Consider the following 21,515-nt stretch of genomic DNA (forward strand, 5'->3'; position numbering starts at 1 on the left):
TGATCACTCCTCGGTGCCGATGAACACGTTCTTGACGTCGGTGAAGGCGTGCAGCGCGTCCGGACCCAGCTCCCGGCCCAGGCCGGAGCGTTTCATCCCGCCGAACGGTGTCCAGTAGCGCACCGAGGAGTGCGAGTTGACGCTGAGGTTGCCGGCCTCGACAGCGCGCGCCACCCGCACCGCGCGGCCCACGTCCCGGGTCCAGATCGAGCCGGAGAGGCCGTACTCGGTGTCGTTGGCGAGCCGGATCGCGTCCGCCTCGTCGTCGAACGGCAGCACCGAGACGACGGGGCCGAAGACCTCCTCCCGCCAGTGCCGATCCGCCGGGGAGCCGGCGAGCAGCACCGTCGGGGCGTACCAGAAGCCGGGGCCGTCGGGGCACGAGCCGGTGAACGCGACGTCCGCGCCGTCGACGTACCCGGCGACCCGGTCCCGGTGCGCGGCGGAGATCAGCGGGCCCATCTCGGCCGTGTCCCGGGCCGGGTCCTCCACCCGCACCGCCCGTACGGCCGGTTCGAACAGTTCCAGGAAGCGGTCGTACACCCGGCGCTGGACCAGGATCCGGGAGCGGGCGCAGCAGTCCTGGCCGGCGTTGTCGAAGACCGCGTACGGCGCGGTGGCCGCCGCCTTCTCCAGGTCCGCGTCGGCGAAGACGATGTTCGCCGACTTGCCGCCCAGCTCCAGCGTCACCCGTTTCACCTGGGCCGCACAGCCGGCCATGATCCGGGTGCCGACCTCGGTCGAGCCGGTGAAGCAGATCTTGCGGACCGCCGGGTGGGTGACGAACCGTTCGCCGACCACGCTGCCCTGGCCGGGCAGCACGGTGAAGACACCCTCGGGCAGGCCGGCGTCGCGGGCCAGTTCGGCCAGGCGCAACGCGGTCAGCGGGGTCAACTCGGCCGGCTTCAGCACCACCGTGTTGCCGGCGGCCAGCGCCGGGGCGAACCCCCAGCCGGCGATCGGCATGGGGAAGTTCCACGGCACGATCACGCCGACCACGCCCAGCGGCTCGTGGAACGTGACGTCGAGCCCGCCGGGCACCGGGATCTGGTGGCCGGTCAGCCGTTCCGGCGCGCCCGCGTAGTAGTCGAGCACGTCGCGGACGTTGCTCGCCTCCCAGCGCGCGTTGCCGATGGTGTGCCCGGCGTTGCGTACCTCGAGGAGCGCCAGCTCCTCCAGGTGCGCGTCGACCTGGGCCGCGAACCGCCGCAGCAGCCGCCCCCGATCCCCCGGCGCCACCCGACGCCACCGTTCGTACGCCGTCGCGGCCCGCCCGATCGCCGCGTCCACGTCCGCCACGGACGCGGACGCCACCTCACCCAGCGTCTCCCCGTCAACCGGCGAGATCACCTCGCCCACGCCCGCCCCCACTCTCCACGTGCCGGTCTGCTGGTCGGATCGGCCTTTCCCGGCGTGTCGCGACCCGAGAGACAAGCTCCTGTGAAGCGATATACCTGAGAGTCATAATTATGACTCTCAGGTATATCGCTCCGACCTGACTGTTCCTTTGCCGCCGTTACGCACCGCAACCAGCGGTGCGGCCCGAACCGGCCCGCGGAGTCAGAGGCGTTCGAAGCCACGTACCAGCTCCCAGTCGGTCACCGCGGCGTCGAAGGCGCTCAGCTCTACCTTCGCCTGGTTGGCGTAGTGGTCGGCCACCTCGTCGCCGAACGCCGTCCGGGCCACCTCGGAGCGCTGCCACAACTCCAGCGCGTCACGCAGCGTGGTGGGCACCCGCTCGGCGTCCGGGTCGTCGTACGCGTTGCCGGTGCACTCGTCCGCCAGCTCCAGTTCGTTCTCGATCCCGTGCACCGCCCCGGCCACCAACGCGGCGATCGCCAGGTACGGGTTGACGTCGGCCCCCGGCACCCGGTTCTCCACCCGCATCCCCTGCCCGTGCCCGACCAGCCGCAGCGCACAGGTGCGGTTGTCGGTGCCCCAGCGCAACGCGGTCGGCGCGAACGAGCCGGGCTGGTAGCGCTTGTAGGAGTTGATGTTCGGCGCGAAGAACAGGCTGAACTCGCGCATCGTGGCGAGCAACCCGGCCAGCACCCGCTGCCCGGTGACGCTCAGATGCGCCGGCCCGTCCCCCAGCATCGCCGACGAGCCGGAGGCGTCGCGCAGCGAGAAGTGGATGTGGCAGGAGTTGCCCTCCCGCTCGTTCGGCTTGGCCATGAACGTGATCGCCATGCCCTCCTGGGCGGCGATCTCCTTCGCGCCGTTCTTGTAGATGACATGGTGGTCGGCGCAGCGCACCGCCTCGTCGTACCGGAAGGCGATCTCGTGCTGGCCGAGGTTGCACTCGCCCTTCGCGCTCTCCGGGGTGAGCCCGGCGCCGGCCATCTCGGTGCGGATGCGGCGCAGCAGCGGCTCGACCCGGGCGGTACCGAGCAGCGAGTAGTCCACGTTGTACTGGTTGGCCGGCGTCAGGTCGCGGTAGCCGCGCTGCCACGCCTCCTCGTACGAGTCGCGGTAGAGCACGAACTCCAACTCGGTGCCCGCGTACGCGGTCAGCCCGTGCGCGGCCAGCCGGTCGAGCTGGCGGCGCAGGATCTGCCGGGGCGAGGCGACCACCGGGCCGGAGCCGTCCAGCCACTCCAGGTCGGCCAGCAGCAGCGCGGACCCGGGCTGCCACGGCATCCGGCGCAGCGTGTCCAGGTCGGGGCGCATGGCGAAGTCGCCATAGCCGCGTTCCCAGCTCGACATCGCGTACCCGTCGACGGTGTTCATGTCGACGTCCACCGCGAGCAGGTAGTTGCAGCCCTCGCTGCCGTGCGAGACCACCTGGTCGAGGAAGTAGGGCGCGTGGAACCGCTTGCCCTGCAGTCGGCCCTGCATGTCGGTGAGCGCGAGCACCACCGTGTCGATCTCACCCTCGGCGACGGCGACCCGCAACTGTTCCAGCGAGAGCGGCGTTTGCTTCATCAGGGGCCTCCATCACCAAGGTCTACTGGCAAACCGGATCACCGTCAATGCCCCGGCGAGGCCGGTGGCGAAACCGAGGAGCGCAGATGCGCCGTCGTACCGTCGCGGTCGTCGCCGCCGTCCTCGCGATCGTGCTGGCCGCCACCGACGCCCACGCGGGCAACCGGCCCACCGGGCAGCGCCCAGCAGACGGCCCGGACCGGCCGGTCCCCGCCGACGCACGACAGCGCCCGGTCGCGCTCGACCTGCGCGGCTTCGACGGGCGTGCCGGCTGGTCCGGCTACGACCTGACCCGTCCCCGCGTCGTCGCGACCGGGCTGGAGGCGCCGTGGGGGCTGGACTTCCTGCCCGACGGCAGCGCCCTGGTCGCGCAGCGGGACCGGGGCACGATCCTGCGCGTACGCCCGGGACGCCCGGCCCGGCAGGTGGCCCGGATCGCCGACGTGGCCGCCGGTGGGGAGACGGGCCTGCTCGGGCTGGCGGTCTCCCCCACGTACCGCCGGGACCGGTGGGTCTACGCCGCCTACACCACCGCGACCGACCTCCGGATCGTCCGGTTCCGCCTCGGCTCGGCCCGCGCGCCCCGGGTGCTGGTCAGCGGCATCGCCCGCAGCTCGGTGCACGCCGGCGGGCGGATCGCGTTCGGCCCCGACGGCATGCTCTACGCCGGGATCGGCGACGCCGGGGTGGCCACCCGCGCGCAGGATCTGACCAGCCGCAACGGCAAGATCCTGCGGATCCGCCCGGACGGCGGGGTGCCGGCGGGCAACCCGTTCCCCGGCTCGCTCGTCTACAGCTACGGCCACCGCAACGTGCAGGGCCTCGCCTGGGACCGGCACGGCCGGCTGTTCGCCACCGAGTTCGGGCAGAGCACCTGGGACGAGGTGAACCGGATCGTGCCCGGGGGCAACTACGGCTGGCCGCTCGTCGAGGGCGTCGCCGGTGATCCCCGGTTCCGCGACCCGGTCGTCGTGTGGCCGCCCGCCCAGGCGTCCCCGAGCGGCGCCGCGTTCACCAGGGGCACGCTCTACGTCGCCGCGCTGCGCGGCGCGCGGCTCTGGGCGGTGCCCGTCGACGCCGCAGGCCGCGTCGGCGTACCGGTGCCGGAGCTGGCCGGCACGTACGGCCGCCTGCGTACCGTCGAGGTCGCGCCGGACGGCGCGCTCTGGGTGGCGACCAGCAACCGCGACGGCCGCGGCACCCCGGCGGCCGGCGACGACCCCATCCTGCGCTTCCCGCTCACCCACCGCCGCCCCACGATCTGACCCCAGAGGTACGCGGACAGCGCGGCCCGGGATCGGTTCACGTCAGAACGATGAGGCACCGGCCACGAGCGCCCGGGCCGCGTCGGTCCACCAGTAGAAGACCTCGCGGCCCGACCGGCGCTTCTGAAGCAGGCCGGCCTCCGTCAGCACGCGCAGGTGACCCCCGACAGTGCCCAGTGGCAGTTCGGTCGCGGCGACCAATGCGGTGGTGCTGATCGGTTCGGCCGCCTGCACCAGGATCCGGCTCCGTGCGTCACCGAGCAGACGCCGCAGAGGATCCGGCGTGCCGAGAGGCGCCCCGGCGAAGATCCCCGTCACCGGATAGACGATCCCGAACCGGTCGGGCAACCTCCAGGAGACCCAGCCTCCCCGGCAGTGGGCCGCGAAGAAGGTCAGCTCCCCACCCCGCACGTCGCACGGCGGGTAGGGCCGTTCCTCGACCTGCAACCGGCCGTCGCCGAGCCAGCACATGCCCGGCCGCATGTCGTCGATGACCCCGGCCCATCCGTCCCTGCCCAGGCGGGAGATCCGGGACACCACGTCGGCGCGCAGTACCGATTGCCGGCGCGGCCAGTCCGCCTCGATCGTGTGGTGCCAGACCCAGCGCAGCAGAGCAGCAGCCCGGCCCGCCAACCCTGGACCGCGCAACTCGGGGGGCAGCGGGGAGCGTACGCGGGCCAGATCCGCGCGGATCCGCTCGTCCGGCAGCGATTCCAGCGCCACGATCTCGTCGTCGAGCGTCATGTTCGGACGGGCGGGAGGCACCGTCATGAAGTCGGCCATCCAGGAGGACGACATGGCGTGCGCCACGATGGCCGCGGTCACCGGGTCGTCGTCAAGGAAACCGTTGAATGCGTCGACGTGCTGGTCCCGCCAGGCCCGGTGCCAGGGAAGCGGCTGACCTCGGCGCAGGATGTTGAGCGCCCCCAACGTCTCGGTGAGTTGTGACGTGCCGAAACGTGCCTGCGCCATCACTTCGGCGTCGACCAGGAACACCGCCACGTTTCGCCTCCAGTCGAAACTCTAGGGTGGCACCGCGCGATACCTCAAGCTGCCGGCCATGCAGAGCGTCATTCAGTCGACCGGACCGCGGACCGTGGGCGCGCGGAACTTCAGGGCGTTGTGGGCCGGTGTCGGGATCACCAACCTGGCCGACGGTGTCGTCAAGCTGACCCTGCCCCTGGTGGCCGTGTCGATGACGGACTCCCCCGCGCTGGTCGCCGGCATCACTCTGGCCAACACCCTGCCCTGGCTGTTGTTCTCGCTGCCCGCCGGCGTCCTCGCCGACCGGGTCGACCGCCGACGCCTGATCATGGCCTCGACCGTCGTACGCTCCCTGATCCTGGCCGTGCTCGTCGCCGGCTTCCTCGCGGACGCGCTGCCGCTGGCCGGCCTGTACGCGGGAGCACTGGCACTCGGCATCGCCGAGGTGTTCACCGACACCACCCGGATGTCGGTGGTGCCGATGGTCGTCCCCCGAAACCGCATGGAGTCCGCGTACGCCAAGTTGACCGCGACCGAGACCGTCGCCAACGAGTTCATCGGGCCTCCTCTGGGCGGGCTGCTGGCTGCCGCCGGGCTGGCCGTCGCGCTCGGCGCCGGAGGCGCCGGCTACGCCGCGGCGCTGCTCGCCTTGGCGCTCATGACCGGTCCCTATCGCAGCAACCGCCACCCCGGCTCGACGCCGAGCGCGTCCGGCCTTCGCGCCGACATCCGGGAGGGCGTCCGGTACGTGTGGCGGGAGCGGGTATTGCGGACGCTGCTGCTGGTAGCCGGCGCGGCGAGTGGCTGCTGGGCGGCGTGGATGTCGGTCATCGCCGTCTATGCGGTCGCGCCCGGACCGCTGGACCTCAGCCACTCGGAGTACGGACTGCTGATCGGCGCCCTGGGAGTGGGCGGCGTGCTGGGCGCCAGTGTCGCGCCGGCGCTCACCCGCCGGCTGGGAAGGCCGGTCGTCCTCACCGCGTCGATGGCCTGTTTCGCCGTGCTGCTGGCGGCACCGGCGATCTCCTCGTCACCCCCGCTGATCGCCGTGACCACCCTCCTGGGCGGCGCCGGCAGCGGCGCCTGGAACGTCACCTACAGCTCACTGCGCGCGCTCGTCGTCCCCGACGCGATGATGGGGCGCTACAGCGGGGTGAGTCGCCTGACCAGCTGGGGATCGATGCCGCTCGGGGCTCTGCTCGCCGCCTTCACCGCGGAACTGATCAGCGTCCGAGCGGTCTTCTGGGGCGGGGCAGCGCTGTGTGCCCTGGTGATCGCGGTGACGTTGCGTACGGTCAGCTCGCCGGAGTTCCGGCGGTTGGAAGCCCGCGCGAACGCCTCCACGGATCGCGACTGACTCGCCGCGATCCGAGGTGCCGACGCTGACGCGTCACATCGGCTGGACCCAGGCGGACCGCCACTGCGGGGACGGGTCCGCGCCGAGGCTCGTCCAGTACTCGCGGCCGTCGACGATCCTCCCGTCGCGCACGGTCCAGAACGACGCGACCCGGTGCACGCCCATCCCCTCGTGCGGCACCTCCACCTCGGACACCACCGTGTCGCCCGCCGCCACCACCCGCAGTACCCGGATCGACCAGCCCTCCGGGTACTCGGCGTTGATCCTCACGTAGTTCTCGCGGCCCACGATCCGTTCCGCGCTGACCGGCCACTCGACCACCACGTCGTCGGCCAGCAGATCGCCGACTCCGGTCCAGTCCCGGGCCTGCATGCGATCCCACAACGCGCGTACCACCGTTTCCGTCTCCATCGGCGGATCATGGCAGTACCCACCGACAGCTACGACGGTTCGGCGGGCTCCGGCTCCGGTTCCGGCTGGTCGACGGTGCGGCGCGGGCCGGTGAACCACTTGCGGGCCGAGGCGTACCACCAGATGCCGACACCGAGCAGCACCCCGCCCACGGCGATCGGCGCGTAGTTCACCGCCGTCCAGCTGAAGTCGGGGTTGCCGGGCACACCCGCCGGGACGATCGGCAACACGAAGTAGATCGAGATGACAGCGATCTCGACCACCGCGATCCAGCCGAGCAGCTTGTAGCGCCGGCCGAGCGTCCACGGCCCCGGGTTGAACCGGTCGCCCATCCGCAGCCGCAGGAAGATCGGGATGATGAAGGACAGGTAGAGCCCGATCACCGCCACCGACACCACCGCGTAGAACGCGACCGGGATGCCGCCGCGCTGGTAGAGCGCGGGGAGCGTGAGCACCAGCCCGGCCAGCGTCGCCCCGATGATGGCGTTGACCGGTGTGCCGTTGCGGTTGACCTTCGACCACAGCCGCCAGCCCGGCACCGCCCGGTCCCGGCTGAACGCGTACGCCATCCGCGACATCGACGTCACGCAGCTCATCCCGCAGAAGAACTGCCCGATGGTGGAGATGATGATGACGGCCTTGAAGAAGAACGGCGTCAGTGCGCTCTCGAAGATCGCCCCGGAGAAGCCGCCCGCCTCGTTTATGGCGTCCACGTCGGTGGCCGCGAACAGGAACGCCAGCAGCAGGATCCAGCCGCCCACCGCGGAGTAGAAGATCGACCGCCACAGCCCCTGCGCGGCGGCCTTGGAGGCGCCCCGGGTCTCCTCGGAGACGTGCGCGCAGGCGTCGAAGCCGGTGATCGTGTACTGCGTGAGCAGGAAGCCCAGCGGCAGCACGTAGAACCAGAACGCCAGCCCGCCGGTGTCACCGTCGCCGAAGCCCGAGTTGTTGAACCGCTCGGTGAAGACGAACTGGAAGCTCTGGTGGTTGTCCGGGACCAGGACCAGGATCAGCACCACGGCGGCCGCGCCTGCCACGTGCCACCAGACCGAGACGTTCTGGAGTACGTCGATGATGCGGTGCCCGTAGATGTTGATCAGGCCGTGCAGCGCGAGGATCACCACGAACAGCCCGAACGTCTGGTGCCCGGTGCCGGCCCAGCCGTCGAACAGCGCCGACAGCGTCAGGTTGAGGAACGTGGCGCAGCCGTAGTCGACGGACGCGGTCACCGCCACCAGCCCGATCAGGTTGAGCCAGCCGGTGAACCACCCGTGCACCGGCCGGCCCATGGTCGCCGCCCACCAGTAGATCCCGCCGGCCGTCGGGTACGCCGACACCAGCTCGGCCAGGCAGAAGCCGATGATCAGGATGAACAGCGAGATCAGCGGCCAGCCCCAGGAGATCGCCACCGGGCCGCCGTTGTTCCACGCCTGGCCGAACGTGGTGAAGCAGCCGGCCAGGATCGAGATGATGGAGAACGAGATCGCGAAGTTGGAGAAGCCGCTCCACTTGCGGCGCAGCTCCTGTTTGTAGCCGAGTTCGGCGAGTCGTCGGGCGTCGTCGTCCATCGGCTGCTCGGCGGTCGGCGCGGGCGTCGTGGCCACTGCACACCTCCTCGAGGCGATGCTCGTGCGAGTGCTCGCAGTGTGCTCCCGGCCGATCAAGGTGGTCAATACGTAGCCCGGTAATTGCGTTGTCGCCCGATCCCACGAGGGGCATCATTGTGGGCGTGACCAGGCCCGACCCGACGGGCCGGCACCGGGCGCTCGGCAACGCCCGGTCCGCGGCGGCGCGCGGCGTCCACCTCTCTCTCACTGATGTACGGCGCTCGGCCGTACCCTCCGGACGCCCCGCGCCGCCGCACCTCTAGACGAACAGCAGCCCCGCGACCCACAGCGCGGCGATCATCAGGCCGGCGGTGAACTCCAGGACCATCGACAGCCCGGCCGCCTTGAGCGCCTGCACGGTGGCCGGCCAGGCCAGGCGGGTGTCGCCGAGCCGCAGCCGCTCCGCGCCGAAGATCCCGCCGACGAAGCCGATCGGCAGCCCGACCACCGGGATGACGAAGAACCCGACCACCCCGAGCAGCCCGCCCGCCAGCAGCGACGTGGTGGGCACGCCGGTCCGCTTCAGGTTCCGCCCCGGCCAGAGGTACTTGAGCACGGTGCCGCCCGCGGCGATCACCGTGGCGGCGGCGAGTACCGCCCAGCGGCCCGGTCCGGCGTCGCCGAACAGCGTCCACACCAGCACCCCGCCCCAGCACAGCGGCAGCGCCGGCAGCCCCGGCACGATCACCCCGGCCAGGCCGGCAACGATCGCCAGCGCGGCGACGACCGACACGACGGCCTGCGAATCGGTGAGGCTCACAGTTCTCTCCTACCCACCCAGGCGGGCGCGGATGCCGTCGGCGGGCATCGGTGCGCCGAACAGCCGGCCCTGCCCGGTGTCGCACCGTAGCGCCCGCAGCCGTTCGGCCTGCACCTCGGTCTCCACCGCCTCGGCCGTCACCGACAGCTCCAGCGCGTGCGCCAGCCGGACCAGCGCGTCCACGATCCGCTCGTCGCGGTGGTCGGCCACCGCGTCCCCGCCGTCACCCCGTATCCCCTCGACGAACGGACCGGCCAGCTTCACGCAGTGGATCGGCAGCCGCCGCAGGTACGCCAGGTTCGAGTAGCCGGTGCCGAAGTCGTCGATGGCCAGCCGCAGCCCGAGATCGGCCAGCTGGTGCAGCGTCCGCAACGGCTCACCGGCGCTGCCCATGACGGCGCTCTCGGTCAGCTCCAGTTGCAGCAGCTCCGCCGGCAGGCCGGTGTGCTGCAACGCCTCGGCCACCGTTTCCACGATGGCCGGGTCGTCGGCCTGCCGCGCGGCCAGGTTGACGCTCACCACTGGCGTGGTGTCCGGGTACGCGCGCCGCCACGACTCGGCGTCGCGGCAGGCCTGACGCAGCACCCAGGCGCCGAGGCGGACGATCAGGCCGGTCTCCTCGGCCAGCCCGATGAACCGGTCCGGCCCGATCAGCCCCAGTTCCGGGTGCTGCCAGCGGACCAGCGCCTCGACCGCCACCATCGTGCCGTCCAGCAGCGACACGATCGGCTGGTAGTGCAGCACGAACTCGCCCCGGTCCAGCGCGGCGGGCAGGTTCGCGGCCAGCGCGGAGCGGGCGATGTCGGCGGCGCTGCGCTCCGGGTCGTACACCGCCCAGCGGCCCCGGCCCTCCGCCTTGGCCCAGTAGAGCGTGGTGTCGGCGGCCTTCATCAGGTCACCGACGCTCGTCTCCGCCGCCGGGCACTCCACGATGCCGATGCTCGCCGACACGGCCAACTGCTGGTCGCCGACGTGCACCGGCGCGGACACCGCGGCCAGGGCCAGTTCGGCGACCTCCACCGCGTCGTCGATGCCGCCGTCGGAGTCGACCAGGATGACGAACTCGTCGCCGCCCATCCGGGCCACCAGGTGACCGCGCCCGGCCACGCAGTCGCTGAGCCGGCGGGCGATCACCTTGAGCAGCCGGTCGCCCAGGTCGTGGCCGAGGCTGTCGTTCACCGCCTTGAAGCCGTCCAGGTCGATGAAGCAGAGGCCGACGCGCTGGTCCGGGCCGGCGCCGTCGAAGACCTCACCGAGTTGTTCGAAGAACAGCGTCCGGTTGGGCAGGCCGGTCAGCGGGTCGTGCAGCGCCTGGAAGCGCAGCCGCTGCTGCAGCTCGTACCGCTGGGTGATGTCCTCCACCATCGCGACGGTGAACCGGGGCCGGCCGTCGTCGTGCCGGATCAGCGAGACCGCGAGGTCGGTCCAGACCACGCTGCCGTCCTTGCGGTAGTAGCGCTTCTCCACCCGGGCGCTGTCCCGCTTGCCCTCGATCACCTCCTGGTACAGCTCCCACATCCCGGCTGCGTCGTCGGCATAGGCCAGCGCCGACACGTTCATCCGCCGCATCTCCGCGACCGTGTAGCCGAGCATGTCCGCGAAGGCCTGGTTGACCTCGATGATCTGCCCGTCCACCCCGGCGATGCCGATGCCGATGACGGCCCCGGTGAAGACCGCCCGGAACCGCGCCTCACTGTCCCGCAACGCCTGCTCGACAGTGTCCCGGGCCTGCCAGGCGGACCTGGCGATCCGCTCCTGCTGGCTGAAGACCCGGTCGCGCAGCGCGCGGGCGAACCCGGCGGCGAACGCGCCCTGGAGCAACGCGACCCGTTCACGCAGCTCCGGCGACTCCGTCCGCGACGGCAGCACCCAGGGCAGGAACCGGTCGCCGAGTGCCTGCACCGACCAGTCGAGCACACCGGGCTCGGTGAGATGCGCCTGCACCAGGGCTCGCCCCACCTCCTCCGCCGGGCCGGCGGAGAAGGTGGGGGCGAGCAGGGCCTCGCCGAGCCGTTCGGTGAGCGGCACCAGCAGGCGCTCGGTCTCGGCCGCGCTCAACGGCACGAACCCGATGCGGCGCACCGCACGTGCCCACTCGGCGGCGTACGCGGCGGCGCCGGGCCGGCTGACGTCTCCCCCGTCGCTGTCCGGGGTGCGCATGGGCTCAGCCGGCGGCGCGGTCGTGCCGGGCGACGCCGCCGAAGGCTCCGAACCGCTCCGGGTGCTCGTCCACGTCGGACGGGGAGTCGGGCCGCCACAGCGGCATGTGCACCACGCCCGGTTCGAGGATCGTCCAGTCGCCGAAGAAGCCGGTGATCTCGGCCCGGGAGCGCAGCGTGATCTCGGTGGCGGTACGCGCCGACAGCCGCTGCGCGTCCAGCATCTCCTGCGGCTGGTCCTCGAAGGTGGAGTGGGAGATGACCAGGTAGCTGCCGGGTGCGGCGGCGGCGCGCAGCGTGGCCAGGATGTCGGCCGGGCGGTCCGCGTCCGGCACGAAGTGCACCACGCCGGCGAGCAGGATGCCCAGCGGACGGTCGAAGTCGATCAGGCCGCTGGCGCGGGCGTGGTCCAGGATCAGCTTCGGCTCGCGCAGGTCGGCCAGGACCGCGGTGGCCCGGTCGTTGCCGGCGAGCAGTTCGTGGCTGTGCGCCACGGCCACCGGGTCGATGTCGACGTACACGATGCGGGCGTCCGGGTCGGCGGTCTGGGCGACCTCGTGCACGTTGCCGACGGTGGGGATGCCGGAGCCGATGTCGAGGAACTGGTCGATGCCGGCGTCGAGCAGCACGCGTACGGCCCGGCGCAGGAACTCCCGCCCGGAGCGCATCGTGGCGGCCAGGTTCGGCGTCATGGCCGCGATCTGTTCGGCGAGCTGCCGGTCGATCTCGAAGTTGTGCGCCCCGCCGAGGAAGTAGTCGTAGACCCGGGCGGCGCTCGGCCGGCTCAGGTCGATCTCGGTGGGAAGGCTCTCCGGCGTCTGCATCGCTCGGTCCCCCAGGTCGTCGTCCGCCGTCGATGGCGGATCATGTGGTCTACACCACTCTAGGCGCGTACGGCCGGGTTCGGGAGATCCACCTGAGGCGATGCGGGCGCCTCGGTTCAGTCGGCCGACTCCAGCAGCATCGAGATGCCCTGACCGACTCCGATGCACATGGTGGCGAGCGCCCGCCGGCCGCCCCGGCGACGCAGTTCCAGCGCGGCGGTCAACGCCAGCCGGGCACCGCTGGCGCCGAGCGGGTGACCCAGCGCGATGGCCCCGCCGCCGGGGTTGACGTGCTCGGCGTCCTCCGGCAGGCCCAGCTCGCGCAGCACCGCCACCGACTGCGCGGCGAACGCCTCGTTCAGCTCGATCACGTCCACGTCGGCGAGCGACAGGCCCGTCCGGTCGAGCAGCTTCCGGGTCGCCGGAACCGGGCCGATACCCATGATCCGTGGCGGTACGCCCGCCGACGCGGCGCCGCGTACCCGGGCCAGCGGGGTGAGGCCGTAGCGCTCGACGGCGGCCGCGGACGCGACCAGCAGCGCGACGGCGCCGTCGTTGACGCCGGAGGAGTTGCCGGCGGTGACGGTGCCGCCCTCGCGGAACGGGGTGGGCAGCGCGGCGAGCTTCTCCAGCGTCGTCTCGCGCGGGTGCTCGTCGGCCTCGACCAGCTTCGTCTCCCGCTTGCCCGCGGGCACCGTCACCGGGACGATCTCCTCGGCCAGCCGGCCGTCGGCCTGTGCCTTGGCGGCCCGCTGCTGCGACCGGTACGCGAAGGCGTCCTGCGCGGCCCGGTCCACGCCGAACTCGGCGGCGACGTTCTCCGCCGTCTCCGGCATCGAGTCGACGCCCCAGCCCTTGCGCATCAGGGGGTTGACCAGCCGCCAGCCGATCGTGGTGTCGTACACCTCGGCGGTGCGGGCGAACGGCGTGGCCGCCTTCGGCATGACGAACGGCGCACGGCTCATGCTCTCCACGCCGCCGGCCACCACCAGGTCGGCCTCCCCGGCGACGATCGCGCGCGCGGCGGAGGCGAGCGCGTCCAGCCCGGAGCCGCAGAGCCGGTTGACGGTGCTGCCCGGCACCTCCTCCGGCAGGCCGCCGAGCAGCGCCGCCATCCGGGCCACGTTGCGGTTGTCCTCACCGGCCTGGTTGGCGCAGCCCAGGATCACGTCGTCGGTGCGGGCCCAGTCGACCGACGGGTGGCGGGACACCAGCTCGCGGACGACGTGCGCGGCCAGGTCGTCGGGGCGGACCCCGGCCAGGGCGCCGGCGTACCGGCCGATCGGGGTACGGACTCCGGCAACGAGATAGGCCACTGTCATCGCGCGTACGTCCTTCGGGGGGTGGGAAGGGGTCGGTCGGCGGGTCGCGGGAGTACCCGGCGCCAGGATATCCGTGACCCGAGCGGATAGGTTTGCCGCATGTCCGGGGCTCAGTTCAGCGCAGAGACCAGCGGCGGCGGCGCGTTCGTCCGCCAGCCCAACCGGTTCACCGGCCGGGTCACCCCGCACTCCACCTCACCCGAGGGCGGCGGGCCGGACGAGGCGGGGCGCTGGCCACTGGAGGCGGGCCGCTACCGGCTGATCTGGTGCCGGGCCTGCCCGTGGGCGCACCGGGCCCGGATCGTGCGCGGCCTGCTCGGCCTGGACGAGGTGATCTCGCTGGGCACCGTCGACCCGATCCGGGACGAGCGGGGCTGGCGGTTCGCGCTCGACCCGGACGGCTTCGACCCGGTGCTCGGCATCGGTTTCCTGTCCGAGGCGTACCTGTCCACCGACAGGGACTACACCGGCCGGGTGACAGTGCCGGCGCTCGTGGACACGCTCACCGGGCGGGTGGTGACGAACGACTATCCGCAGCTCACGCTGGACTTCTCGACCGAGTGGCGGCGGTTCCACGCGCCGGACGCGCCCGATCTCTACCCGGTCGAGCTGCGCCCGGAGATGGACGCGCTCATGGCGGAGATCCACCGGGACGTCAACAACGGCGTCTACCGGTGCGGCTTCGCCACCTCGCAGGAGGCGTACGACGAGGCGTTCACCGCGCTGTTCGCCCGCCTCGACGCGCTGAGCGAGCGGCTGTCCGGTCGGCGCTACCTGATGGGCGACGCGATCACCGAGGCGGACGTGCGCCTGTTCACCACGCTGGTGCGCTTCGACGTGGCGTACCACGGGCACTTCAAGTGCAACGAGCGCAAGCTCACCGAGATGCCGGTGCTCTGGGCGTACGCGCGGGACCTGTTCCAGACGCCGGGCTTCGGCGAGACGGTGGACTTCGACCACATCAAGCGGCACTACTACGCCACCCACGACATGATCAACCCGACCCGGATCGTGCCGCTCGGCCCGGATCTGTCCGGCTGGACCACCCCGCACGGACGTGGCTGAGGACACCGGCCGCCGGATCGCCGCCGCGTTCGCCGCCGTCTGCCTGGCCGCCGGCGTCGCCGCGGTGACCGTTGCGGTGGTCGCCGGTCCCGGTCCGGGCCCCGCCGGGTACGTGAGTGAGGCGGGCATCGCCGACAGCGGGTACGCCGGGGCGTACCGGATCGGGATCTTCTCGGTGGCCGCGTCGCTGCTGCTGCTCGCCGGGGCGCTGCCGCCGGGGTTACGGGCGGCGGCCGGGCTGCTCGGCGTCGGCGCGGTGGCCACGGTGCTCTCCGGCGCGGTCACGTGCAGCGAGGGCTGCCCGCTGCCGCCGTTCGAGGCGCCCACGGTGGCCGACCTGGTGCACGGCGGGGCCAGCATCGCGGCGACCGCCGTGGTGGTCCTCGCCATGCTGGCGCTGCTGTTCTCCCCGGAGGCGGACCTGGGGTTGCGGCGGATCGCCGCGGTCGGCGCGGCGCTGGCGTTACCGGTGGCCGCCGTGGTCGCGCTGGCACTGCTGCTGGTCGGCCGCAGCCCGCTGCTCGGGCTGTCGGAGCGGGTGCTGCTGGTCGTGGTCGCCGCGTGGGGGCTGGCCACCGCCGGTTACCTGGCTGTAAGGAGCCTCACGACCGACGGTCCTTCCATTCCGGCGCAAGAAGGGAGTAACGTGTCGCGACGATGACCAATGTCTGGTGCCTCACCGAGCGCCTGTACGTCGATCTGCGACGGCAGGCCAGCGGCGTCTGTCCGGCGTAGCTCCACGCCCTGACGCCCGCCTTCCCTCTCCAGACCTTGGATCCGTCCTCATGACTTCCGCCCTGCGCAGAATTCCCTTCTCCGTCCAGATCCTGCTCGGCCTCGTGCTCGGCGTGGCGCTCGGTTTCCTCGCCCGCGCCGCCGACCTCGCCTGGCTGACCAGCACGCTCGACACCGTCGGCGGCCTCTTCGTCCAGCTGCTCAAGCTCGCCGTGCCGCCGCTGGTCTTCACCGCCATCGTGGTCAGCGTGGTCAGCCTGCGCGGCGTCGCCAACGCCGCCCGGCTCGCCGTCAAGACGCTGCTCTGGTTCGCCGTCACCGCGCTGATCGCAGTGAGCATCGGCATCGGCCTCGGCCTGCTCACCGACCCGGGCCGGGGCGTCAACCTGGACCCGGCCGGCGCCACCGCGCCGAAGACCACCGGCTCCTGGATCGACTTCCTCACCGGCATCGTCCCGACCAACCCGGTCGGCGCGTTCGTCGAGGGCAACGTCCTGCAGATCGTCTTCCTCGCCCTGGTGGTGGGCGCCGCCGCGCTGCTCGTCGGCGACGCCGCCGAGCCGTTCGTGTCGCTCAACCGCTCGCTGCTCTCGATCGTGCAGAAGGCGCTCTGGTGGGTCATCCGGCTCGCCCCGATCGGCACGCTGGGCCTGATCGGCAACGCCGTCGCCTCGTACGGCTGGGACCTGCTGGCCCCGCTCGCGAAGTTCACCACCGCCGTCTACGTCGGCTGCGCGCTGGTGCTGTTCGTGGTCTACCCGGTGCTGCTGGCGGTGGCCGGCAAGCTCAACCCGCTGCGCTTCTTCGCCGGCGCCTGGCCCGCCATCGAGCTGGCGTTCGTCTCCCGCTCGTCGGTGGGCACCATGCCGGTGACCCAGCGCTCGGTCGAGCGCCTCGGCGTCCCCCGCGAGTACGCCTCGTTCGCGGTGCCGTTCGGCGCCACCACGAAGATGGACGGCTGCGCCGCCATCTACCCGGCGCTCGCCGCGATCTTCGTGGCGCAGGTGTTCGGCGTGAACCTGGGCGTCACCGACTACCTGCTCATCGCGTTCGTCTCGGTGGTCGGCTCGGCCGCGACCGCCGGCCTGACCGGCGCGATCGTCATGCTCACGCTGACCCTGAGCACGCTGGGCCTGCCGCTGGCCGGTGCCGGCCTGCTGCTGGCGATCGACCCGATCCTGGACATGATCCGTACCGCCACGAACGTGGCCGGCCAGGCGGTGGTGCCGACCATCGTGGCCGCCCGGGAGGGGACGCTCGACCGGGTCGCGTACGACTCGGCCGGCAAGCGCGACCTGATCGAGCCGGTCGAGACCGAGCGACTCGACCCCGTACCCGCCTGATCACACTCCGACGGGTGCGTCTCCCGCACGGAGGCGCACCCGTTGCCACGACCGGAGGATCCGAGAATGAGCGCCCTGTTCACCCCGCTCGCCCTGCGCGGCGTCACGCTGCCCAACCGGATCGCGCTGGCGCCCATGTGCCAGTACAGCGCCGGGCCCGACGGCCTGCCCACCGACTGGCACCGCGTCCACCTCGGCTCCCGCGCGGTCGGCGGGGCCGGGCTCGTCATCACCGAGGCGACGGCTGTGGTGCCCGAGGGCCGGATCAGCCCGCAGGACACCGGCCTCTGGTCCGACGCGCACGTCGACGCCTGGCGGCCGATCACCGCGTTCGTCGCCGGTCAGGGCGCGGTCCCGGCGGTGCAGCTCGCGCACGCCGGGTTCAAGGCGTCCACGTACCGCCCGTGGGCACCGGCGCGCGGCGGCGTGCCGGACGCCGAGGGCGGCTGGACCCCGGTCGGCCCCGGTGACCAGCCGTTCGTGCCGGAGTACCGCACGCCCACCGCGCTGGACGAGGCGGGCATCGCCGCCGTGGTGGACGCCTTCGCCGGCGCCGCCGGGCGGGCGCTCGACGCCGGGTTCGCCGCCGTGGAGATCCACGCCGCGCACGGCTACCTGCTGCACGAGTTCCTGTCCCCGCTGACCAACCGGCGCACCGACAGTTGGGGCGGTGACCGGGCCGCCCGGATGCGGCTCACCCTGGAGGTGGCCCGCGCGGTACGCGCCGCCGTCGGCGAGTCGGTGCCGGTGCTGACCCGAATCTCCGCCACCGACTGGGCCTACGACGGCTGGACCGTCGAGGACAGCGTGGTGCTCGCCGGTGAGCTGGCCGCCGCCGGCGTCGACCTGGTCGACACGTCCTCGGGCGGTGCGGCGGTCAAGGCGTCCATCCCGGTCGGGCCCGGCTACCAGGTGCCGCTGGCCGCCCGGATCCGCCGCGACGCCGGGGTGCCGACCGGCGCCGTGGGCCTGATCGTCGAGCCCGAGCAGGCCGAGCAGATCGTGGCCGGCGGCGAGGCGGACCTGGTGCTGCTGGGCCGGGAACTGCTGCGCGACCCGTACTGGCCGCGCCGCGCCGCCGCCAAGCTGGGCGCCACCCCAACTTGGCCCGACCAGTACGCCCGGGCCTTCTGACCCTGCGCGTCGATCATGAAGTTGGCGGCGTTCTGCGTCCGATTTGTCGCCGCCAACTTCATGATCAACGGGGTCGGGCCGGGTGGTCAGCCGGCCAGGTGGTTCCAGCGGGGTTCCAGGTCGGTCCAGGTGCCCTGGTCGGCCACCGTGCCGTCGATCAGCACGACCACTCGGTCGGCCCGTACCAGGGCGGCCCGCTTCGCGGTCGAGCCGACCACAGTCACCCCGTGCTCGCGCAGCGCCGCCCACAGCGCCAGCTCCGTGCTCACGTCCAGCGCCGACGACACGTCGTCGGCCACCAGCAGCTCGGTACGCGGTGCGAGCGCCCGGGCCAGCGCCAGCCGCTGGAGCTGACCGCCGGAGAGCCGGGTGCCCTTGTGCCCGATCAGCAGCCCGAGCCCGCCCCCGGCGGCGGCCAGGTCGTGTTCGAGCTGGGCGGTCGAGACCGCCCCGGCGGCGTCGACCTGGTGGCCGAGCGCGATGTTGTCCGCCACCGTGCCGGAGAGCACTCGCGGCAGCTGCCCGACGTACCCGACCTGGTTGGGGCGCAGGAACATCTCCGGCTCGGTGACCGGGTCGCCGTTCCAGCGCAGCTCGCCGACGTGGTGCACGATCCCCGCGAGCGCGCGCAGCAGCGACGACTTGCCGGACCCGACCGGGCCGACGACGAGCACCAGCTGCCCGCGCTCGACCACCAGGTCGACGTCGCGGACGGCGAGCGTGCCGTCGGAGTGCAGCGCGCCGAAGCCGGCCAGCTCCAGGCGACGCAGCGGGTGCCGTGGCGGCGCCTCGGGCGCGGGCGCGGTGCCCGCGACCAGGTCCAGGCCCGGCACCGGCGCCGCGTACACGGCCTCGCCGGTCATCGCCACCGTCCGCTTCGTCCACACGCGCGCCGACGGGTACTGCGAGACCAGTGACGCGGTGGTCCACGCGAACCAGCGGGCCGCGCCCAGCGTGGAGACGGCCACCAGCGCGGCACCGGCCGACAGCTCACCGGCCAGGTAGAGCGCCCACGCGCCGATCGGCAGCAGGCCGCTGGCGACCGACGGCGTGGACCGGGCCCACACCTGCATGGCGATCTCGCGTCGCTGCCGCTCGCTGCGTACCTCGTCCAGCCGGGCGAGGTGGCGCAGCACCGGGCGGGTGGCGCCGGCCAGCTTCACCGTCCGGGCGGCGGACAGCGCGGACACCAGAGCGGTGGCGAACGCGGCGCGCGCCTTCACCGTGCCGGCCGCGGTGCGTTCCAGCCGAGGCCCGAACAGCGTGGCCGCCAGCCCGGAGACCACCATCGTGCCGACGAAGAACAGAGCCGGTACGAGACTGCCGGTCACCAGCGTCATGGCGACCACGATGGTCAGCGAGATGAACTGGTCCATCAGGTTGTCGGCGAGGCGCACCACCCGGTCGGTGTCGCCGCCCTGGGCCACCACCTCGGCCGGGGTGTGCCCGCTGACCCGGCGAGCGCCGGTCTGCCCGTGCACCAGCCGGGCGCTGATCCGCAGCATCTGCCGGATCCACCACTGCGGGAACCACAGGTTCGTCAGGTACGGCAGCGGCAGCACCACGAGCAGCGCGGCCACGATGCCCAGCGCCGGCAGCCACGGGTCGCCGCCGCCGATCAGGTCGGCCCAGAGCCAGGGCAGCACCGCGCCGTCCATCCCGAGCACCGTCATCACGATGAACAGGCCGACCGAGAGCAGGCCGTACCGGGTGTCGTTGGTGCCCAGCCGGAAGATCTCCCGCATGGTCCGCGCGGGCGGCGTGGGCGGCGCGGGTGGCGGGTCGGTGCGCGGCGCGGCGGCCGGCCGGGTCGCGGGTGCGCTCGGCGTGGCCGGGGCGTCGTCCCAGGCGGGCGCGTCGAGCAGGTTCACGCCGCTGCCCCGGGCGCCCACTCCGGCGTACGCCCCGGCGTGGCTGGTGGCGAGCAGTTCGGCGAAGCGGGCCGACTCGCGCAGGGGGCCGGCCTCCAGTACCGCGCCGTCGGCCATCACCACCACCTCGTCGCAGCGGCGCACCGAGGAGAGCCGGTGCGCGATGACGATGCCGATCCGGTCGGTGAGCAGCCGTTCGGTGGCCTCGCGTACCCGGTTCTCGGTGACCGGGTCGAGCCGCGCGGTGGCCTCGTCGAGGATCACCACGTGTGGGTCCCGGACCAGGATGCGGGCGAACGCGACGAGCTGTTCCTGCCCGGCGGAGAGCACGTACCCGCCGTCGCCGAGCCGGGTGTGCACGCCGTCGGGCAGCTCGGCGATCCAGCCGGCCAGGCCCAGCTCGGCCAGCGCGCGCTCGGCGGCGTCCAGCAGCTCCGGGTCGAACAGCGCCACGTTCTCGGCCAGCGTGCCGGCCAGGATCTCGGTGCGCTGCGGCACCACGGCGATCCACCGGCGCAACTCCTCCACGTCCAGGTCGGCCAGGTCGGTGCCGCCGAGGAACACCGTCCCGCGCGGCACGTCCACCGCCCGGGTGAGCACCTTCGCCAGCGTCGACTTGCCCGAGCCGGTACGCCCGACGAGCGCGTACGAGCGCCCGCGGACGAAGTCGAGGTGCACGTCGCGCAGCGCCGGTCCGCGGTCGTCCCCGCCGGCCGGGTAGCGGTAGGTGAGCCCGCGCACGGTCAGGTCGCCGTCGACAGGGGTGGCCCCGCCCTCCGGCTCCTGCGGTGACCCGGCGAGCAGTTGCACCCGGCCCCACGCGCCGAACGCCTGCTGCAGGTGCGGCACCCAGCGCGCGATCTGCTCGACGGTCGCGCCGAACGCGATCACCAGCAGCCAGATCGCGGTGAGCCGGGCGGCGTCCACCCGGCCGGTGGAGAGCGCCCACGCACCGGCCAGCACCACGCCCGCGACGCCGAGCCCGACCGCGCCCGCGGCGATGGCGGTGACCCGCGCGGAGAGCCGGAAGACCCGGACGCACCGGGCGATCACCTCGGCCGCGCGGCGGGCGTAGAGGCGCAGCACGTACGGCCGGGCGAGGCTGGTGCGCACGTCGTCCTGCCCGTGCACCGCCTCCTCCATCACCGCCGCGAGGTCGGACCACGCCTCCTCCTCGGCCATCCGGGCCGGGGCGATCCGGGCGGTCGGGCGGCGCAGCGTCACCACGAGCAGCGCGATGAGCAGGATCATGCCGACGCCCGCGGGCCACCAGACGATCAGCGCGCTCACCGTCGCGAGGACGCAGACCGCGAGGCCCTGCGCGAGCCGTACGCCGGTGTTCCGCATCTCGGCGGCGACCTGGTAGACGTCGTTGTCGATCCGGTCGAGCAGTTCACCGACCGGCGTGGTCTCCAGGGTGGGCAGGTCCTGGCCGAGCGCGACGCGGCAGAGTCGCCGCCGCACGTCGGCCGACCAGTCGGCGGTGAGGCGGGCCATGATCAGGCCGATCAGCAGGTCGGTGACGACAGCGGCGACGAGCGCCACCGCGAGCGCGACGAACCAGCCGGACGAGCGGTGCACCAGCACCGGCCCGGCCAGCGCGGAGGCGGCGGCCTGACCACCGGCGCCGAGCACGATCAGCAGCAGGACCGCCGCCATGCGCCGGGGCGCCGTGGCCCAGAGATCTCGGAGCAGCCGCATGGAAGGTCCTCCGGACTCGGATCGTGGGGGCGGTGACCTCACCCTCACCCGT

Annotated in this window: 16 protein-coding genes; 6 read left to right on the top strand and 10 right to left on the bottom strand. The window is 72.8% G+C overall.

The features are described 5' to 3' along the window. Positions 1-3 precede the first annotated feature (3 nt). Together O7607_RS05330 and O7607_RS05335 are read right to left on the bottom strand one after the other, a co-directional pair. Positions 4-1,359 carry an aldehyde dehydrogenase family protein gene (locus tag O7607_RS05330; protein ID WP_269701394.1) on the bottom strand — a complete coding sequence of 452 codons (1,356 nt, stop codon included), beginning with the start codon at positions 1,357-1,359 and terminating at the stop codon, positions 4-6. Between the two features lie 201 nt (positions 1,360-1,560). Then, complete coding sequence (locus O7607_RS05335; RefSeq protein WP_269701396.1) at positions 1,561-2,925, bottom strand: glutamine synthetase family protein; 1,365 nt, start codon at positions 2,923-2,925, stop codon at positions 1,561-1,563. A gap of 86 nt (positions 2,926-3,011) precedes the next feature. On the opposite strand from O7607_RS05335, the gene O7607_RS05340 reads away from it, so the two are divergent. Continuing rightward, positions 3,012-4,190: a PQQ-dependent sugar dehydrogenase gene (locus O7607_RS05340; RefSeq protein ID WP_269701398.1), complete on the top strand. Its 1,179-nt coding sequence runs from the start codon at positions 3,012-3,014 to the stop codon at positions 4,188-4,190. A 42-nt stretch (positions 4,191-4,232) separates the two neighbouring features. Here the strand turns inward: O7607_RS05340 and O7607_RS05345 are convergent, their stop codons facing one another. Continuing rightward, the gene (locus O7607_RS05345) at positions 4,233-5,192 is read right to left on the bottom strand and encodes an ArsR/SmtB family transcription factor (protein ID WP_269701399.1); all 960 of its coding nucleotides are present in this window, start codon (positions 5,190-5,192) and stop codon (positions 4,233-4,235) included. A gap of 58 nt (positions 5,193-5,250) precedes the next feature. On the opposite strand from O7607_RS05345, the gene O7607_RS05350 reads away from it, so the two are divergent. After that, positions 5,251-6,531: an MFS transporter gene (locus O7607_RS05350; protein WP_269701400.1), complete on the top strand. Its 1,281-nt coding sequence runs from the start codon at positions 5,251-5,253 to the stop codon at positions 6,529-6,531. Between the two features lie 33 nt (positions 6,532-6,564). On the opposite strand, the gene O7607_RS05355 is transcribed toward O7607_RS05350, so the two are convergent. The 6 genes from O7607_RS05355 to pcaF all read right to left on the bottom strand — a co-directional run bounded on the left by O7607_RS05355 (position 6,565) and on the right by pcaF (position 13,614). Continuing rightward, positions 6,565-6,942, bottom strand: coding sequence for a nuclear transport factor 2 family protein (locus O7607_RS05355; protein WP_269701401.1), 378 nt, complete (start codon positions 6,940-6,942; stop codon positions 6,565-6,567). A gap of 29 nt (positions 6,943-6,971) precedes the next feature. Next, positions 6,972-8,546: an amino acid permease gene (locus tag O7607_RS05360; protein WP_269701403.1), complete on the bottom strand. Its 1,575-nt coding sequence runs from the start codon at positions 8,544-8,546 to the stop codon at positions 6,972-6,974. 262 nt (positions 8,547-8,808) lie between these two features. Continuing rightward, on the bottom strand, positions 8,809-9,309 hold the full coding sequence (locus O7607_RS05365) for a DUF456 domain-containing protein (protein WP_269701405.1): 501 nt from the start codon (positions 9,307-9,309) through the stop codon (positions 8,809-8,811). A 9-nt stretch (positions 9,310-9,318) separates the two neighbouring features. Next, positions 9,319-11,469 carry a putative bifunctional diguanylate cyclase/phosphodiesterase gene (locus O7607_RS05370; protein ID WP_269701407.1) on the bottom strand — a complete coding sequence of 717 codons (2,151 nt, stop codon included), beginning with the start codon at positions 11,467-11,469 and terminating at the stop codon, positions 9,319-9,321. A 4-nt stretch (positions 11,470-11,473) separates the two neighbouring features. After that, the gene (locus O7607_RS05375) at positions 11,474-12,292 is read right to left on the bottom strand and encodes an SAM-dependent methyltransferase (RefSeq protein WP_269701408.1); all 819 of its coding nucleotides are present in this window, start codon (positions 12,290-12,292) and stop codon (positions 11,474-11,476) included. Between the two features lie 116 nt (positions 12,293-12,408). Beyond that, positions 12,409-13,614 carry a 3-oxoadipyl-CoA thiolase gene (pcaF, locus tag O7607_RS05380; protein ID WP_269701409.1) on the bottom strand — a complete coding sequence of 402 codons (1,206 nt, stop codon included), beginning with the start codon at positions 13,612-13,614 and terminating at the stop codon, positions 12,409-12,411. A 99-nt stretch (positions 13,615-13,713) separates the two neighbouring features. Between pcaF and O7607_RS05385 the strand changes: the two genes are divergently transcribed. The 4 genes from O7607_RS05385 to O7607_RS05400 all read left to right on the top strand — a co-directional run bounded on the left by O7607_RS05385 (position 13,714) and on the right by O7607_RS05400 (position 17,891). Further along, entirely contained in the window at positions 13,714-14,679 is a 966-nt protein-coding gene (locus tag O7607_RS05385; RefSeq protein WP_269696300.1) for a glutathione S-transferase family protein, read from the top strand. Next, the gene (locus tag O7607_RS05390) at positions 14,672-15,340 is read left to right on the top strand and encodes a DUF998 domain-containing protein (protein WP_269701410.1); all 669 of its coding nucleotides are present in this window, start codon (positions 14,672-14,674) and stop codon (positions 15,338-15,340) included. The genes O7607_RS05385 and O7607_RS05390 overlap by 8 nt, the downstream gene beginning before the upstream one ends. 136 nt (positions 15,341-15,476) lie before the next feature. Further along, positions 15,477-16,757 carry a dicarboxylate/amino acid:cation symporter gene (locus tag O7607_RS05395; RefSeq protein ID WP_269706899.1) on the top strand — a complete coding sequence of 427 codons (1,281 nt, stop codon included), beginning with the start codon at positions 15,477-15,479 and terminating at the stop codon, positions 16,755-16,757. Positions 16,758-16,823: 66 nt separating this feature from the next. Continuing rightward, positions 16,824-17,891: an NADH:flavin oxidoreductase/NADH oxidase gene (locus tag O7607_RS05400; protein ID WP_269701412.1), complete on the top strand. Its 1,068-nt coding sequence runs from the start codon at positions 16,824-16,826 to the stop codon at positions 17,889-17,891. Between the two features lie 86 nt (positions 17,892-17,977). On the opposite strand, the gene O7607_RS05405 is transcribed toward O7607_RS05400, so the two are convergent. Beyond that, a complete protein-coding gene (locus O7607_RS05405) occupies positions 17,978-21,463 on the bottom strand; it encodes an ATP-binding cassette domain-containing protein (RefSeq protein WP_269701414.1) in 3,486 nt (1,161 codons plus the stop codon). Between the last annotated feature and the right edge of the window lie 52 nt (positions 21,464-21,515).

Source organism: Micromonospora sp. WMMA1949, from assembly GCF_027460145.1.
Lineage (GTDB): Bacteria > Actinomycetota > Actinomycetes > Mycobacteriales > Micromonosporaceae > Micromonospora.